This window comes from Streptomyces sp. NPDC004134, assembly GCF_042874195.1.
Lineage (GTDB): Bacteria > Actinomycetota > Actinomycetes > Streptomycetales > Streptomycetaceae > Streptomyces.
The window spans coordinates 83,229-97,847 of the sequence record NZ_JBIAMS010000025.1 but is presented as its reverse complement, the minus strand read 5'-3'; the positions used below and the strand labels follow the sequence as shown (position 1 = coordinate 97,847).

The 14,619-nt window shown below is 74.5% G+C and carries 10 protein-coding genes; 3 read left to right on the top strand and 7 right to left on the bottom strand.

The annotated features are described in order from the left end of the window. Window positions 1-15: 15 nt before the first annotated feature. From ACFYVJ_RS27230 to rpmB, 4 genes are read right to left on the bottom strand one after another with little or no spacing between them, the layout of a single operon-like run. Complete coding sequence (locus tag ACFYVJ_RS27230; protein ID WP_388896586.1) at window positions 16-855, bottom strand: class I SAM-dependent methyltransferase; 840 nt, start codon at window positions 853-855, stop codon at window positions 16-18. Beyond that, a complete protein-coding gene (gene rpmF, locus ACFYVJ_RS27225) occupies window positions 852-1,040 on the bottom strand; it encodes a 50S ribosomal protein L32 (protein ID WP_388896583.1) in 189 nt (62 codons plus the stop codon). Before rpmF ends, ACFYVJ_RS27230 begins: the two co-directional genes overlap by 4 nt. 12 nt (window positions 1,041-1,052) lie before the next feature. Continuing rightward, the gene (gene rpsN / locus ACFYVJ_RS27220) at window positions 1,053-1,358 is read right to left on the bottom strand and encodes a 30S ribosomal protein S14 (RefSeq protein ID WP_388896580.1); all 306 of its coding nucleotides are present in this window, start codon (window positions 1,356-1,358) and stop codon (window positions 1,053-1,055) included. Beyond that, window positions 1,358-1,594, bottom strand: coding sequence for a 50S ribosomal protein L28 (rpmB, locus tag ACFYVJ_RS27215; RefSeq protein WP_388896578.1), 237 nt, complete (start codon window positions 1,592-1,594; stop codon window positions 1,358-1,360). The genes rpsN and rpmB overlap by 1 nt, the downstream gene beginning before the upstream one ends. Before the next feature lie 85 nt (window positions 1,595-1,679). Between rpmB and rpmG the strand changes: the two genes are divergently transcribed. Beyond that, on the top strand, window positions 1,680-1,844 hold the full coding sequence (gene rpmG / locus ACFYVJ_RS27210; RefSeq protein ID WP_388896575.1) for a 50S ribosomal protein L33: 165 nt from the start codon (window positions 1,680-1,682) through the stop codon (window positions 1,842-1,844). Between the two features lie 29 nt (window positions 1,845-1,873). Then, a complete protein-coding gene (locus tag ACFYVJ_RS27205; RefSeq protein WP_388896572.1) occupies window positions 1,874-2,125 on the top strand; it encodes a type B 50S ribosomal protein L31 in 252 nt (83 codons plus the stop codon). A 1,289-nt stretch (window positions 2,126-3,414) separates the two neighbouring features. Here the strand turns inward: ACFYVJ_RS27205 and ACFYVJ_RS27200 are convergent. The 3 genes from ACFYVJ_RS27200 to ACFYVJ_RS27190 form a co-directional block, all read right to left on the bottom strand. Beyond that, on the bottom strand, window positions 3,415-4,074 hold the full coding sequence (locus ACFYVJ_RS27200; RefSeq protein WP_388896568.1) for a response regulator: 660 nt from the start codon (window positions 4,072-4,074) through the stop codon (window positions 3,415-3,417). Next, entirely contained in the window at window positions 4,071-5,552 is a 1,482-nt protein-coding gene (locus tag ACFYVJ_RS27195) for a sensor histidine kinase (protein ID WP_388896565.1), read from the bottom strand. The genes ACFYVJ_RS27200 and ACFYVJ_RS27195 overlap by 4 nt, the downstream gene beginning before the upstream one ends. A gap of 68 nt (window positions 5,553-5,620) precedes the next feature. Next, a complete protein-coding gene (locus tag ACFYVJ_RS27190) occupies window positions 5,621-7,096 on the bottom strand; it encodes a glycosyltransferase family 39 protein (protein ID WP_388896563.1) in 1,476 nt (491 codons plus the stop codon). A 415-nt stretch (window positions 7,097-7,511) separates the two neighbouring features. Between ACFYVJ_RS27190 and ACFYVJ_RS27185 the strand changes: the two genes are divergently transcribed. After that, window positions 7,512-14,609: a SpvB/TcaC N-terminal domain-containing protein gene (locus ACFYVJ_RS27185; protein WP_388896560.1), complete on the top strand. Its 7,098-nt coding sequence runs from the start codon at window positions 7,512-7,514 to the stop codon at window positions 14,607-14,609. The last annotated feature ends 10 nt before the right edge of the window (window positions 14,610-14,619 follow it).

The window sequence follows — 14,619 nt, the reverse complement described above, 5'->3', positions numbered from 1 at the left end:
CCTTCCACGACGGCGTCACGGGCGGGGCGGGAGGCCGAGGAGGGTCAGGTGGTACTGCTCTACCTGGGGGAGGCGTTGTTCCGTCAGGGTCCTGAGCATCTCCCGGTACGCCTCCGGCAAGTTGTCGTGGAGGTCCCGCGGGAGGCTCGTCAGCGTGTGGGAGGCCGCGATGCGGGTGCCCGGGTGGCGGGTCTCCAGGTCCGCCGGGGCCGCGCAGGCCCACCGCATCCGGGCCTCGACCCTGCTCAGCGCGTCATGCGACTCCTGCGCGCCCACGATCCCCGGCCCCGCGGTGTCCAGCGCCAGCAGGGAACCGGGGAAGCGCGCGGCCATCAGCTCCACCACCCCGTGCGCCTCCCGCTCGGTGAGGAACGGCAGTACCGCCTCGGCGGCGAGGAAGTACGGGCCCCCGCCGCCCAGCGCCACCGCCTCGTCCGCCCAGGACGTGCCGGTCACCGAGGCCGCCGCCGTCCTGCGGCGGGCGGTGCCGGCGACGAGTGCCCGGCGCAGGGCGATCACGTCCGGCAGGTCGAACTCCAGCCAGCGCGCGGTGCCGTTGTCGACGCGCTCGAAGCGCGTGTTGAGGCCCGCGCCGATCTCGACCACCGTGCCGTCCGGGTGCGCGGTGAGGAAGTCCCGTACCCACGCGTCGAACAGCGCCGTGCGCAGCACCGTGCCGGCCAGGCTGGGCAGGCCGTCGAAGCGGGCGAAGTCGTAGTCGAGCGAGGCGACGATCTCCTCGGCCCGCGGGTCCCGCAGGGCGGGTTCGGCTTTGCGGCTTTCCACGGCGCGTCCGTACAGCGGGATCAGCAGCGTCTCCTGGACGGTGCCCAGTGCCACGCGGTGCCGGGTCACGAGTGCCTCCCGCCACGGTCCCCGAAGTTCAGCAGGCCGCGTGCGCAGGCCCGTACCAGGTGCCGCGGTACGCGGTGGGTGACGCCGTCGACCGTCACCGGCACCAGCGCCGGGGGCGTCGCCTTCCACTGCGCGCGGCGGTGGCGGGTGCGGCTGCGGGAGAGTTTGCGCTTGGGTGCGGCCATCTCCGGCCTCCTTCACCAGCTCGACTTGCGGACGCCCGGCAGGTTGCCGGCGTGCGCGTGGGTGCGGACGTTGATGCGGGACAGGCCGAAGGCGCGCAGGTAGCCCCGGGGGCGGCCGTCGGTGCTGTCGCGGTTGCGCACCCGCACCGGGCTGGCGTCGCGCGGCTGGGCGCGCAGCTCACGCTGTGCCGCCGCGCGCAGGGAGGGCTCGGTGGTGGGCTTGCGGATGAGTTCCTTCAGCTCCGCGCGGCGCGCGGCGTAGCGGGCGACGACGGCCCGGCGGCGCTCGTTCTTCGCGATCTTGCCGGTCCTCGCCATCAGATCCGCTCCCCCCGGGCGCGCATCCGCGCCACCGCGCTCTCGATGCCCATGGCGTCGACGGCCTTGATCCCCTTGGCGCTCAGCGTGAGGCGGACGTAGCGGCCCTCGCTCGGCAGCCAGTAGCGCTTGCGCTGGACGTTGGGGTCGAAGCGCCGGCGGGTGCGGCGGTGGGAGTGGGAGATGCGGTTGCCGAAGCCGGGTGTACGGCCGGTGAGCGGGCATCGGGCGGACATGGACGGTCCTTTCGGTCGGTGGTCCTCCGGTCACGTGACGGGACCCTACATGGAAATGAAAACCGTTACGATGTACACTGCGGGCATGGCCGGCAACGAACTCCGCCCGGTGATCAAGCTCCGCTCCACGGCGGGCACTGGGTACACCTACGTCACCCGCAAGAACCGCCGGAACGACCCCGACCGGCTGCACCTGCGCAAGTACGACCCCGTCGCACGCCGCCACGTGACGTTCCGCGAAGAGCGCTGAGCAGAGCGCGCAGAAAGGAGCCGATCAGCATGAAGCCCGGCATCCACCCCTCCTACGGCCCCGTGGTCTTCCGCGACCGGGCGGCAGGGTTCGCCTTCCTCACGCGGTCCACCGCGACCGGCGGGCAAACCGTCGTCTGGGAGGACGGCCACACCTACCCCGTCGTCGACGTGGAGGTCTCCGCCGCCAGCCACCCCTTCTACACCGGCAGGACCAAGGTGCTGGACACCGCCGGCCGCGTCGAACGGTTCCGCCGCCGCTACGCCCCCCGGGAGCGGTGAGATGGCGGAGGATCCCTCCCCGCTTCCGGTGGTCGTGGTCGCCGGCGGGTGGCCGGTCGTGTGTGTGGGTCGAGCCCCGGTGCGTGGTGGGGCGGGAGTGGGATGTTCGCGGCGCCGGGGGCGGCGGCGTGGTGGGGGCCGGCCCTTCTCGCCGGGGTGGCCGGTGTCGTGGGGGAGGCGGGCGTCGGGGTGGGCGGTGTCGTAGGCGAAAGGCCCGACGTGGGTTTTGGAGCATCGGGCCCCCCACGCCGGAGCCCAGCCGCATCCCCGAAGGAACCCGCTCCGGCCGCAGCGGCGATCACACGCAACAACCCGCGCCCGCCGGCACCCGGAACCCGCCCACCCGGGGAAGCGACCAGCAACGAGGCCACCCCCGCCGTGTGCACCACCGGAACAACGCCACGGCACGCCGGGGCTCTGTCCGTGGCGCGATAGGGGAGAGATTGAGTCGTAACTCGCGGTAACACCCCCGGGTGAGGCCCGAATCGGCCCTTCCGGGCGGACTTTCGCCCGCCCGGACGCACCCACCCGGCCATCCGCCGCTCCAGGCGGCTCGGAATGCACGTGGCGGGTGAACTCGCGGCAACCCACCCGGAGAACCAGCCCAAATCGCCCATCGGCCTCGACTTTCGCCCACGCGCGTGCACTTGCCGACCTCGGGCGGTCCTGCGGGAGCAAGGGTCGCTCCGATTGGAGGTGATCGAGCGAAACTCGCGGCATCCCTCCCGATGAACTGGGGCAAATCGCCCCTGTGGGTCGACATTCGCCCATCGACACGCACGCAGCCGCTTCGAGACCGGGCAACCGCCAGCGGCGGGGGTGGCCTCGTTGCCGGTCGCTTCCCCGGGTGGGCGGGTTCCGGGTGCCGGCGGGCGCGGGTTGTTGCGTGTGATCGCCGCTGCGGCCGGAGCGGGTTCCTTCGGGGATGCGGCTGGGCTCCGGCGTGGGGGGCCCGATGCTCCAAAACCCACGTCGGGCCCTTCGCGCCTACGACACCGCCCACCCCGACGCCCGCCTCCCCCACGACACCGCCCACCCCGACGCCCGCCTCCCCCACGACACCGGCCACCCCGACGCCCGTCTCCCCCACGACACCGGCCACCCCGGCGAGAAGGGCCGGCCCCCACCGCGCCGCCGCCCCCGGCGCCGCGAACATCCCACCCCCGCCCCACCACACACCAGCCCCCCGCCGCACGGCCAGTCGCCGGCCGCCACAACGCCAGTCGCCCCCGCCCCGCCACGCACCTGCCCCCCGCCGCACCGCCACCCGCCGGAGCGCCGGTCGCCCGTCAACCCGGCTGTACGAGGCGGGTCTCGTAGGCGAAGATCGCGGCCTGGGTGCGGTCCCGCAGCCCCAGCTTCTCCAGGACGCGGCCCACATGAGTCTTGACGGTGGACTCGGCGACGACGAGATGAGCCGCGATCTCGGCGTTGGACAGCCCCTGCGCGATGAGGGCGAGGACCTCGGTCTCGCGGCCGGTGAGGCCGGCCACGCGGGCTTCCGCGGGGAGGTTCAGCACCGGCTTGCGCTCGGCGAAGACGGTGATCAGGCGCTTGGTGACGGTGGGTGCCAGCAGGGCCTCGCCGGCGGCGACGACGCGGACGCCCTCGGCGAGCTGGCGGGCGGAGGCGTCCTTGAGGAGGAAGCCGCTCGCGCCGGCGCGCAGTGCCTCGTAGACGTACTCGTCGAGGTGGTACGTGGTGAGGATCAGGACCTTGGTGCCGAGCCCGGTTCCGGCGATCCTGCGGGTGGCCTCCAGCCCGTTGACCTCCGGCATCCGGATGTCCATCAGCACGACGTCGGGTGCGAGCAGGCGCACCTGGTCCACCGCCGCGCCGCCGTCGGCGGCCTCGCCGACGACCTCGATGCCGGGCTGGGCGTCGAGCAGCACGGTGAAGCCCTCGCGCACCATCGACTGGTCGTCGGTGATGAGCACCCGGATGGTCACGTGCCGACCGCCTTCTCACGGACGGCGTCGGCTGGTTCGGCCACGGCGGCGTCCGCGGAGGTGCCGGCGGGGCCTTCGAGGGGGTCGTCCGCCGGTTCGTCGGTGAGGAGCAGCACCGCCACCTCGTAGCCGCCGTCCGCGGTCTCGCCCGCGGTCATCCGGCCGCCCAGCATCGCGACGCGCTCGCGCATCCCCGCGACGCCCTGCCCGGCGCCGGGCGACGACGGCCGCTCACCGGCCGGCGCCTCGTTGACGATGCGCAGGGCGAGACCGCCCAGCACGTACGACAGCTCGACCTTCGCGGCGGCGCCCGGGGCATGCCGCAGGACGTTGCTCAGGGCCTCCTGGACGATGCGGTAGGCCGACAGCTCGACGCCCTGCGGGAGTTCACGCCGCGCGCCGGTGACGGTCTTCCCGACCGTCAGGCCCGCGTCGCGGACGTTGCCGAGCAGCCGGTCCAGGTCGGCGAGGGTGGGCTGGGGCGCGGACGGCGCCTCGTAGTCCTCGGTGCGCACGACGCCCAGGACGCGGCGGAGTTCGGCGAGCGCGGCGATGGCGTTCTCCCGGATCGTCGCGAAGGACGCGGTCAGTTCGGGCGGCGGGTTCTCCACCCGGTAGGGGGCGGCCTCCGCCTGGATCGCGATGACGGACATGTGGTGCGCCACGACGTCGTGCAGCTCGTGCGCGATGGACGTGCGCTTCTCCAGCCGCGTACGCCGGGAGCGCTCCTGGGCGGTGAGCGCGCCGCTCGCCTGGGCGCGGAGGCTGGCGACGGTCCAGCCGCGTATCGAGACGGCGACGGCGATCACGACGGCCGAGGCGACGGTCATCTGGAGGACGTTCACCTCTTCGGCGGGCCGCAGGCTCAGCCAGAACGCGACGAGACCGCTCAGAGCGGTGAGGAGCCACATCGCGATGGCGGCGCCGATGCTGCGGTGCAGTGCGGCGATCGTCAGCACGACAAGGTGCGAGACGAACGTCGGGTCCGCCCAGGGCCAGTCGTCCGCCGAACTGTTCGTCACCGCGATGGCGAAGCACACCACCATGGACAGCCACCAGGCGCCGACCGGCCGGAAGAGGACCAGCAGCAGAGGGAGCGCCGCGGCCAGGCTGACGGGCAGCCCGATGTTGCCGCCTTCGAGGGTCAGGTAGTGCGGCTCGTAGGACCCGAACTCGTCGTAGTACTCGCTGTCGCTGATCCCGTACCAGCCGCTGCCCCAGCCGAACAGGTACAGGGCCAGCGCGACGATCGCCATGTGCGGAAGCCAGACGACCACGCGCCTGACGGCGGGGGGCATGTCTCTCACCATCGGCGCGTCCGAGGACAGCGCGGGCAGTGGCATCAGCGCGAACGCTTCCTTGAACAGCTCGCGGCGCGCCCTGGCCGTCCGGAGGCCGAGCAGCCGCCAGCCGTCCCGGATCACGTCGAACTCGCCGCGGACGCGGGGGGCTTTGCGCGTGGACTCGATCACCCGCACACCGTACGGGCGTGCGGGGCGCGGTGGCGTCCTCCGGGATACGGATCCGGGCGGGTCCTCCTCAGGTACTACGCGGGGTCGCACCGGCCGGGCCGGGCGTAGACGGTGACGCGCGCGCCGTGGACTTCCGTGCTGCCGCAGACGCGGAAGTGCGTCCGCAGGACGTCCCGTTTCGCCTTCTCCCGCGCGGTGTCGTCGACCGGCTCACCGGCCGGCTCGCGCAGCGCGACGATGCGGTCGGCCGCGAGCATCCGCCCATGGATGGCCGCGGGCGGGAGCTCCACCCCGTAGAGGGTGTCGGACGAGCGCGGGTCGGTCCGTTCCGCGAGGTCTACCAGGCCGGTGAACGCCTCGGGCTCCGCCGCCTGCCAGATACGGAGCTTGCCCGGCATGAAGAGCAGTCCGTCGCCGGGCCGCCCCTGGGTCCCGACGGCGCGGGCGATGCCGCTCAGGTCGTCCTTGCGGCCCTCCGGGCTGCGGAGATGCTGCCCGACCTGGGTCAGCGCCACCACCGCCGACGCGGCGACGAGGAGGGCGAGCGGCAGCCGGTGCCACCGGCGGCGCCAGAGGTGGTCGAGGGCCGCGCCGAGGAGCAGCGCCAGGCCGGCCTCCTCGTAGAGGACGTAGCGGGAGATGTAGAGCGGGTGGAGCGCGGTGGCCAGCAGCAGGACGCCGCCGGGCAGGATCAGCAGCGGCAGGGCGAGGACCCGCAACTGCCGCCGGGCCGCCGGGAGGAGGGCGGCGCAGAGCAGGCCGGCGAGGGCGGGCACGAGGTAGCCGAGAAGCGCGCCGGGGCCGGGCGGGCCGATCCAGGCCACCTGCTCCGACTGGAGCGAGCTGACCACGGCGAGCGGGGCCAGCACCGCCGCCACGGCGGCCGCCGTCCACGTCCAGGCACGCCGGTCCTCGCGGGAGTGCGGTGAGAGGCACAGCGTGACCCCGTGCGCGGCGACGGCGAGCACCGCGAACTCGTGCAGCAGACAGGCGGTCAGCGCCAGGGCCCCGTAGCCCAGCCACAGCCGCAGCCGGCGTTCTTCCAGGGCGCGTACGAAGAGCCAGGTCGCCCAGGTGACGGCGGCGCAGACGAGCGCGTACGAGCGGCCCTCCTGCGCGTAGCGCTGCACCGCGGGCAGCAGCGTGAACGCCAGACCCGCGAGCAGCCCGGCACGGGGACCCGCCAGCCGGCCGCCGAGCACCGCGACGCCGGCCGTCGCGGCGGACATGGCGAGCAGCGAGGGCAGACGCAGCGCGTACAGGCTGTCGCCGAACAGGGCGAACACGGCGTGCATCAGGAGGTAGTAGAGGCCGTGGACCGCGTCCACGCTGCCGAGCGTGTGCAGGAGTTCCGGCAGGGTGCGCCTCGCCATGTCGTACGTGGCGGCCTCGTCGCGCCACATCGACCCGCCGCGCTCCAGCCCCCACAGTCCGAGGACGAGGGCGACGAGCGCGGGGATCAGGGCGAACGCCCGTGGCGGCCGGGCGGAGGGGACGGGTGGGCCGGCGGTCTCCGGCCGGAGGTCGGGGGCGGGCCGGGTGAGGGTCATGTCGGTCTCCTGTACGGGGGCCACCCGTACACCGCCCGCCGTTGCCGGCTACCGGCCCGCGCGGCCCGGCCGTTTCAGGGCAGGGGGCGGTAGGGCAGCGGCGGAGCAGGGGTGCGGGTGAGGCGGTGGCGGAGGACGGGCGGCGGGCGCTCCCACTCGGGAAGTGAGGGCCGCGGCGCGTCTCTTCGGTACGAATGCTCGGGTTTCGGTCCCGCCACAACCTAGGACGGCGGCGGCCCCGGGCACCTCCCCCTCGATGCGGAACCCCGAAGGTCCGCCTCAGGTGCCGGACGTGAACGTGATCTCCGCAGATCTCAGCCTTTCAGGTGCTTATGCGCTCTTGACATGTGATCTGCCGCCTTCACCTCCCTAATCTGAGCCGCGACTACTCAGCTCGGCGGCCCTGGAGGGGCGTATGGGTGAGGGGCAGAACGGTGCCGCGCCGGTGGCAGGCGACCGGGCGGCGGGCGGCCAGGAGGCCGGGGAACCGCGGGAGTTGCCGGCGCTGTCGCTGCCCGTGGCCGGCGGCGCGCTCCGGGGCATGGGAGAGAAGTTCACGACCGATCCGGTGACCGGCACCCCCGCCCTCTCCGTGCCGCTCGCCGTCTCGCCGGCCCGCGGCGCCGAGCCCGCGCTCACCCTCGGCTACGACTCCGGGGCGGGCAACTCGCCCTTCGGCCTCGGCTGGTCGCTCGACGTGCCGTCCATCTCCCGCCGCACCGACAAAGGGCTGCCGCGGTATCTCGACGCGGACGTCTTCCAGTTGTCCGGTACGGAGGACCTGGTGCCGGCCGCCTTTCCCGCCCCCCGCACCGCCGGCGCGTACGACGTCAGCGCGTACCGGCCGCGCACCGAGGGCGCGTTCGTGCGGATCGAGCAGTGGCGCCACCGCGGCAGCGGCGACCTGCACTGGCGGGTGACGTCGAGGGACAACGTCACCAGCGTCTACGGCCGCGACGAGGAGGCCCGCGTCGCCGACCCCGCGGACCCCGGGCGCCGCGTGTACCGGTGGCTGCTCCAGCGGACCGAGGACGACCGCGGCAACGTCACCGTGTACGAGTACAAGGCGGAGGACCGCGCCGGCGTCGACACCTCCGCCCCCGAGGAGCGCAACCGCGCCCAGGTCGCGAACCGGCACCTGAAGCGCATCCGGTACGGGAACACCGAGCCCGGCGCCGCCGCCGGCTTCTGCTTCGAGGTGGTCCTCGACTACGGGGAGCACGACGAGGACGCGCCCGCCCCCGGCGAGGTCCGGCCGTGGCCGGTGCGCGCCGATCCGTGGTCCACCCGGCGGCCCGGCTTCGAGGTGCGCACGTACCGGCTCTGCCGCCGCGTGCTGACGTTCCACCGGATCCCCGAACTCGGGCCCCGGCCACGGCTGGTAAGCGCCCTGCTGCTCGGGTACGCCGAGGACCCGGCCGCCACCAGGCTGGTCTCCCTCACCCACCGCGGCTACGTGCCCGACGGGCAGGGCTACGCATACGCGGAGCTGCCCCGGCTCACCTTCGGGTACACCGAGCGGACCGTGTCGGCGGCGGTGGGCACCCTGACGTCCGACGACGGCGACGTACGGCTCGACGGGCCCTACCAGTGGGCGGACCTCGACGGCGAGGGGATCGCCGGGATCCTCGCCGAGCAGGGCGGCGCCTGGTACTACCGGCGCAACCTGGGCGGCGGGCGGGTCGGCCCGCCACGGCCCGTCGACCCGCTGCCGAACGGGGCGGCGGGGGCGGCCGGGACCGCCGGAGCGGCCGGGGCCGCCGGGGGGCAACTGCTCGACCTCGACGGCGACGGGCGGCCCGCGGTCGTCCGCCTCGGCGGCGGCCCCGGCGGCTCCGGGCCGGCCGGCGGCACCGCGGACCCCGGCTACCACGAGCGGACCGCCGACCGCGGCTGGGCCGGTTTCGCGACCTTCCGCCACCTGCCGTCGCTGGACTGGGACGACGCCAACCTGCGGTTCGCCGACCTCACCGGCGACGGCCTCGCCGACGTGCTCGTCACCGCCGACGACGGCCTCACCTGGTACCCGTCCGAAGGCGCCGACGGGTTCCGCGACGGCGAGACGATCGCCGCGGGGCGCACCGAAGAGCACGGCCCCCGGCTGCTGTTCGCCGACGCCGAGCAGAGCGTGTACCTCGCCGACATGACCGGCGACGGCCTCACCGACCTGGTGCGGATCGGCAACGGCGAGATCGCGTACTGGCCGAGCCTCGGCCACGGCCGCTTCGGGCCCAAGGTCGCCATGTCCCACGCGCCCGTCTTCGACCACCCGGACCGCTTCGACCAGCGGCGGATCCGGCTCGCCGACGTCGACGGCAGCGCGCCCGCCGACGTCCTCTACCTCGGCCCGGACGGCGTGCGGCTGTGGTTCAACCAGGCGGGCAACTCCTTCGGCCCGCCCGAGCACGTCGACGGCGTACGGCACACAGGACCCCTCGCGCTGGCCTCGGTCGCGGACGTGCTGGGCCAGGGCACGGCCTGCCTCGTCGTCGCCGAACCCCGTCCCGACGGCGAGCCGCAGGTGCGCTACGTGGACCTGATGGCCGGCGGCAAGCCGCACCTGCTGAACCGGACCGACAACGGGACGGGCCGGGTCACCACCGTCCGGTACGCCTCCTCCACCTCCTTCCACCTGGCCGACGAGGCGCGCGGCGAGCCCTGGCTGACCCGGCTGCCGTTCCCCGTGCAGGTCGTCGCCGGGACCGTCACGTACGACGCCGTCGCGGACACCGAGCTGGCCGCGGCGTACCGCTACCGGCACGGCTACTTCGACGGCGCGGAGCGGGAGTTCCGCGGCTTCGGGTACGTCGAGCAGCGCGACGCGCTCACCACCGCCACCGGCGAGCTGCACCAGCCGCCCGCCGTGGTGCGGCGGTGGCAGCACACCGGCTGGTATCCGGGCCCTGACCGGCTCGGCACCCCGTACGCGGACGAGTACGGCGGCCCGCTGCTGCCGGGCACCCCGCTGCCGCCCGGGCTCACCCCGGCCGAGGAGCGGGAGGCGGCGCGGGCGCTGCGCGGGCAGGTGCTGCGCGCGGAGACGTACGCGGAGGACGGCACGGCGGCGCAGGAACGCCCGTACGCCGTGGTCGAGTCGAGCCCCCGGGTACGTCTCGTGCAGCCCGCGGGCGCGGCCGGGCACGCGGTGGTGTTCGCCCACGCCGGCGAGGCGATGACCGTGTACACCGAGCGGCGGGCGGACGATCCGCGCACCGTCCACGAGGTCACCCTCGAGGTCGACGCGTGGGGCAACGTCCTGAAGTCGGCGCGGATCGCCTATCCGCGCACGTCCCCGGCCGATCCCGAGCAGGGGCGGCTGCGGCTCGCCCTGACCGAGCGGTCCTTCGCCGACGACACGGAGGCGGCGGACCGCTGGCGGATCGGCGTGCCGGTGGAGAGCCGCGACTACGAGGTCGGCGGGGTCGCGCCGCGCACCGCGGGCGAACCGTTCACGGCGGACGACCTCCTCGCCGGCCTCGCGGAGGCGGCGCGCCACGAGGTCCCGTACCAGGAGGAGCTGTCGGGCGCCGGGCCGCAGCGGCGGCTGGTGGCGCGCACCCTCACCACGTACACCGCCGACGACCTCGCCGCCGAACTCCCGCTCGGCTCCCCCGGGCTGCGCGCCCTGCCGTGGCGCAGTTACCGGCTGGCCTTCGCGCCCGGCCAGACCACCGCCCTGTACGGCGGCCGCCTCGCCGACGCGGAGCTGCGCGAGGCCGGCTACGTGCGGCGGGCCGAGGGCGCCGGCTGGTGGGCGCCTTCCGGGCGGCAGGTGCCCGACCCGGGCGAGTTCTACCTGCCGACGCTCTACGTCGACCCGTTCGGCGCCGAGTGGGAGACCGAGTACGACGAGCACCACCTGCTGCCCGTCCGGGTGTACGACCCGCTGCGCAACATGTCCGAGGCGCAGCCGCACTACCGCGTGCTGCGGCCGTGGCTGCTGACCGACCCCAACGGCAACCGCAGCGGCGTGCGCTACGACGCGCTCGGCCTGGTCGTCGCGACCGCGGTGCTGGGCAAGGAGGGCGGCGCCGACGGCGACGTGCTCGACACGTCGGTCCCGGAGGCGGCCCGCGGCGACGACCCGACCGCCAGGGTGACGTACGACCTGACCCGTACCCCCGTGCGCTTCCACGTCTCCGCCCGCGAGCGGCACCGCGACCCGGACTCGCCCCGGCAGGACACCTGGACCTACCTTGACGGCAGCGGGCGCGTCATCCTGACGAAGGGCCGCGCGGAGCCCGCGCCGGGTACGGGCGCGGAACGCTGGGTGGGCACCGGGCGCACGGTGTACGACAACAAGGGCAACCCCATCCGCCAGTACGAGCCGTACTTCGCGCCCGACAGCGGCTTCGACACCGAGGACGAGCTGGTCCGCCGCGGCGTCACCCCCGTGCTGCGCTACGACCCGCTCGGCCGCCTGGTCCGCACCGACTTCCCCGACGGCAGCAGGGCCGAGACGGTGTTCACGCCGTGGGAGCGGCAGGACTGGGACCGCAACGACACCGTGCGGGACAGCCGCTGGTACGCGGAACGGGCCGGGCTGCCGGACACCGATCCGCAGGGGCGGGCCGCCCGGCAGGCACTGGCGCACGCGGGCACGTACACCGCGATCCACTCCGACACGCTCGGCCACCCCCACCTCACCGTCCAGGACAACGGCGGCGGCCATCTGCTCACCACGGAGGTACGGCGCGACGTCCAGGGCCGGGAGCGGGCCGTCGTGGACGCCCGCGGACTCCTCGCTCTCACCCAGGACTTCAGCATGCTGGGCCACGCCGCCCACACCGCCGGCGCCGACGCGGGCGAGCGGTGGAGCCTGGCCGACGTGCTGGGCAAGCCGGTGCGCGGCTGGGACGGCCGCGGCGGCGAGATGTGGTGGGCGTACGACGAGCTGCGGCGGCCTGCCTACTCCAGCGCCACCGCGCCGGGTGAGGAGACCGAGCGGCTGCGGCTGCGCTACTACTACGGCGAGTCGCTGGCCGACGGCCGGGCCCGCAACCTGCTCACCCGGCTGTGCCTGGTGTTCGACGGGGCCGGGGCGGTGCGCACCGAGGACGCCGACTTCAAGGGCAACGTGCTGGCCACCGAGCGCCGGCTGGCCGCAGAACCCGCGGGCGAGCCCGACTGGGCCGCGCTGGCAGCGATCGACGACCCGGTGGCGGCGCTGGCGCGGGCCGCCCCGCTGCTGGAGTCCGCCGCCCACCGGTCCGTGACCGCGTACGACGCCCTCGACCGGCCCACGGTGGCGACCGGCCCGGACGGCAGCCGCACCCTGCCCGCGTACAACGTGGCGGGGCTGCTGGAGCGGGTCGAGGTGGCGGTGCGGGGCGCCGGCACGCCGACCCGGATCGTGGCGGGCGTCGACTACGACGAGCGGGGGCGGCGGACGCTGGTCGAGTACGGCTGCGGCGCCCGTACGGCCTTCGGCTACGAGCGCGACACGTTCCGGCTCGCGACCGCCGACACCACGGCGGCGGACGGCGCGGCGTGGCAGCGGCTGGCGTACGCGTACGACCCCGAGGGCAACGTGGTGGTCGTCGACGACCCGGCCCGGGACACCGTCTTCTTCCGGAACACGGCCGTGGGCGCCCGCCGCACCTACGTCTACGACCCGGTGTACCGCCTGGTGGCGGCGACCGGCCGCGAGCACGTCGGGCAGACGGCGCAACCGGGCCCGGCGGACGTGCCGTTCGCGCCCGTACCGCACGCCAACGACAGCGGGGCGCTGCGCCCGTACACCGAGACGTACCTCTACGACGACGCCGGCAACGTCCGCACCGTCACGCACACCGCGAGTGGCGGAAGCTGGACCCGCCACCACGACACCGCGCCCGACGCGGACCGCCTGCGCGCCAGCAGCCTGCCCGGCGACCCGGAGGGCACCTACTCCGCGGTCTACGCGTACGACGCGAACGGCAACGTCACGGCGATGCCGCACCTGGCGGCGCTCGGCTGGGACGTGGAGAACCGGCTCGCGCACGTGTCGCTCGGCGGGGGCGGCGACGCCTTCTACCAGTACGACGCGGCCGGGCGGCGGGTGCGCGCCATGGTCCGGCGCGGCGGCACCGCCGAGACGCGGACGTATCTGGGGAGCACCGAGACGTACCGCAGGACGGCGGCCGGGCGGACCGTCGAGGAGCGCGAGACGCTGCACGTCACGGACGGCGCGGGGCGGGTGGCACTGGTGGAGACGGTCACGGTGCGCGACGGCCGGGCCGTGCCGGAGCCGCGCCCGGTGGTGCGCTACCAGTTCGCCGACCACCTCGGCGGTGCCGTGCTGGAGGCGGACCAGGACGGGGCGGTGCTCAGCTACGAGGAGTACCACCCGTACGGGACCACGTCCTTCCACGCGGAGACCGGGGCGGTGAGCCGCAAGCGCTACCGGTTCACGGGGAAGGAGCGGGACGAGGAGACGGGGTTCGCCTACCACGGGGCGCGCTACCTCGCGCCGTGGCTGGGGCGGTGGACGAGCCCGGACCCGGCCGGCTTCGCGGACGGGCCGAACGTGTACGCGTACGCGCGGAACAACCCGGCGGTGCTCTCCGACCCGTCCGGCACCCAGTCGCGCCGCGAGACGCAGCCGCAGGGGCCGCGGACGGGGTCGACGACGGAGGCACCGCCGGGCGTCCACGTCATCCCGGAGGTGGTGATCGTCGGCCATCCGGACTGGTCCGGCGAAGTGCTCACCGACAGACCCGCACCCTCCGGGCCCATGGAGGTCCGGGAGGAGGGTCTTACCGAGCGGCTCACCTCGCTGCCCCTGGTCGAGGTCAGGACGGGCACTCGCACCCAGCTCATCTCCCTGGAGACCGCGAGGCTCATGAAGTCCCTGGGGGTGCTCCAGGGCAGCCAGGTGACCGTCCGCGAACCGCAGGTGTCGGAGGCCGAACTCGAAGGCATCGAGGAGGAGAGCGAGAAGCTGCGGGCGGAGTGGACCGCCAGGGCCGCGCTCCAGGACACGTACCGGGAAAAGATCCGGCAGTCCCTGAACGAGATGACGGGCGGACGCTTCCCGGTCACACCGCCCCGCGAGATCGATCTCGGCGCCTTCGTGCTGGAAGCCCTGGAGCTGCCCGCGCAGGAGAAGGGGCGGACCGACGCGCTGACCACCAACGGCGTAAGGACCGACCACACGGCGAAGACGCCCGGCTCCCTGGAGGTCTACAACATCGCCCAGGGGCTGGCCGGTTACCGGCTGCGCTCCCAGGGCCCCAGGGACTTCGGGGTGCCCGGCAGCGCCGACGCCTCGCACGCGGAGAAGAAGGCCGCGCTGTTCGCGCCGCTGACCCTCAACCCGATCACCGGCCTCGTGCACCAGACGGAGATCCGGGTCAGCCGCGACGCCTGCCCGTCGTGCCAGGGGTACTTCAGCGCGCTCGCCCGGCAGACGGGCATCGGCTACCGGGTGCGCGGCCCGGCGGCGACCTTCGTCTTCAACCCCGGCCTGACGCTGGAGCTGCGGGCGGTTCCGGAGTTCCGCGGCATGCCCGCGGCGAACGTACAGCGATGACGGCGGGGAA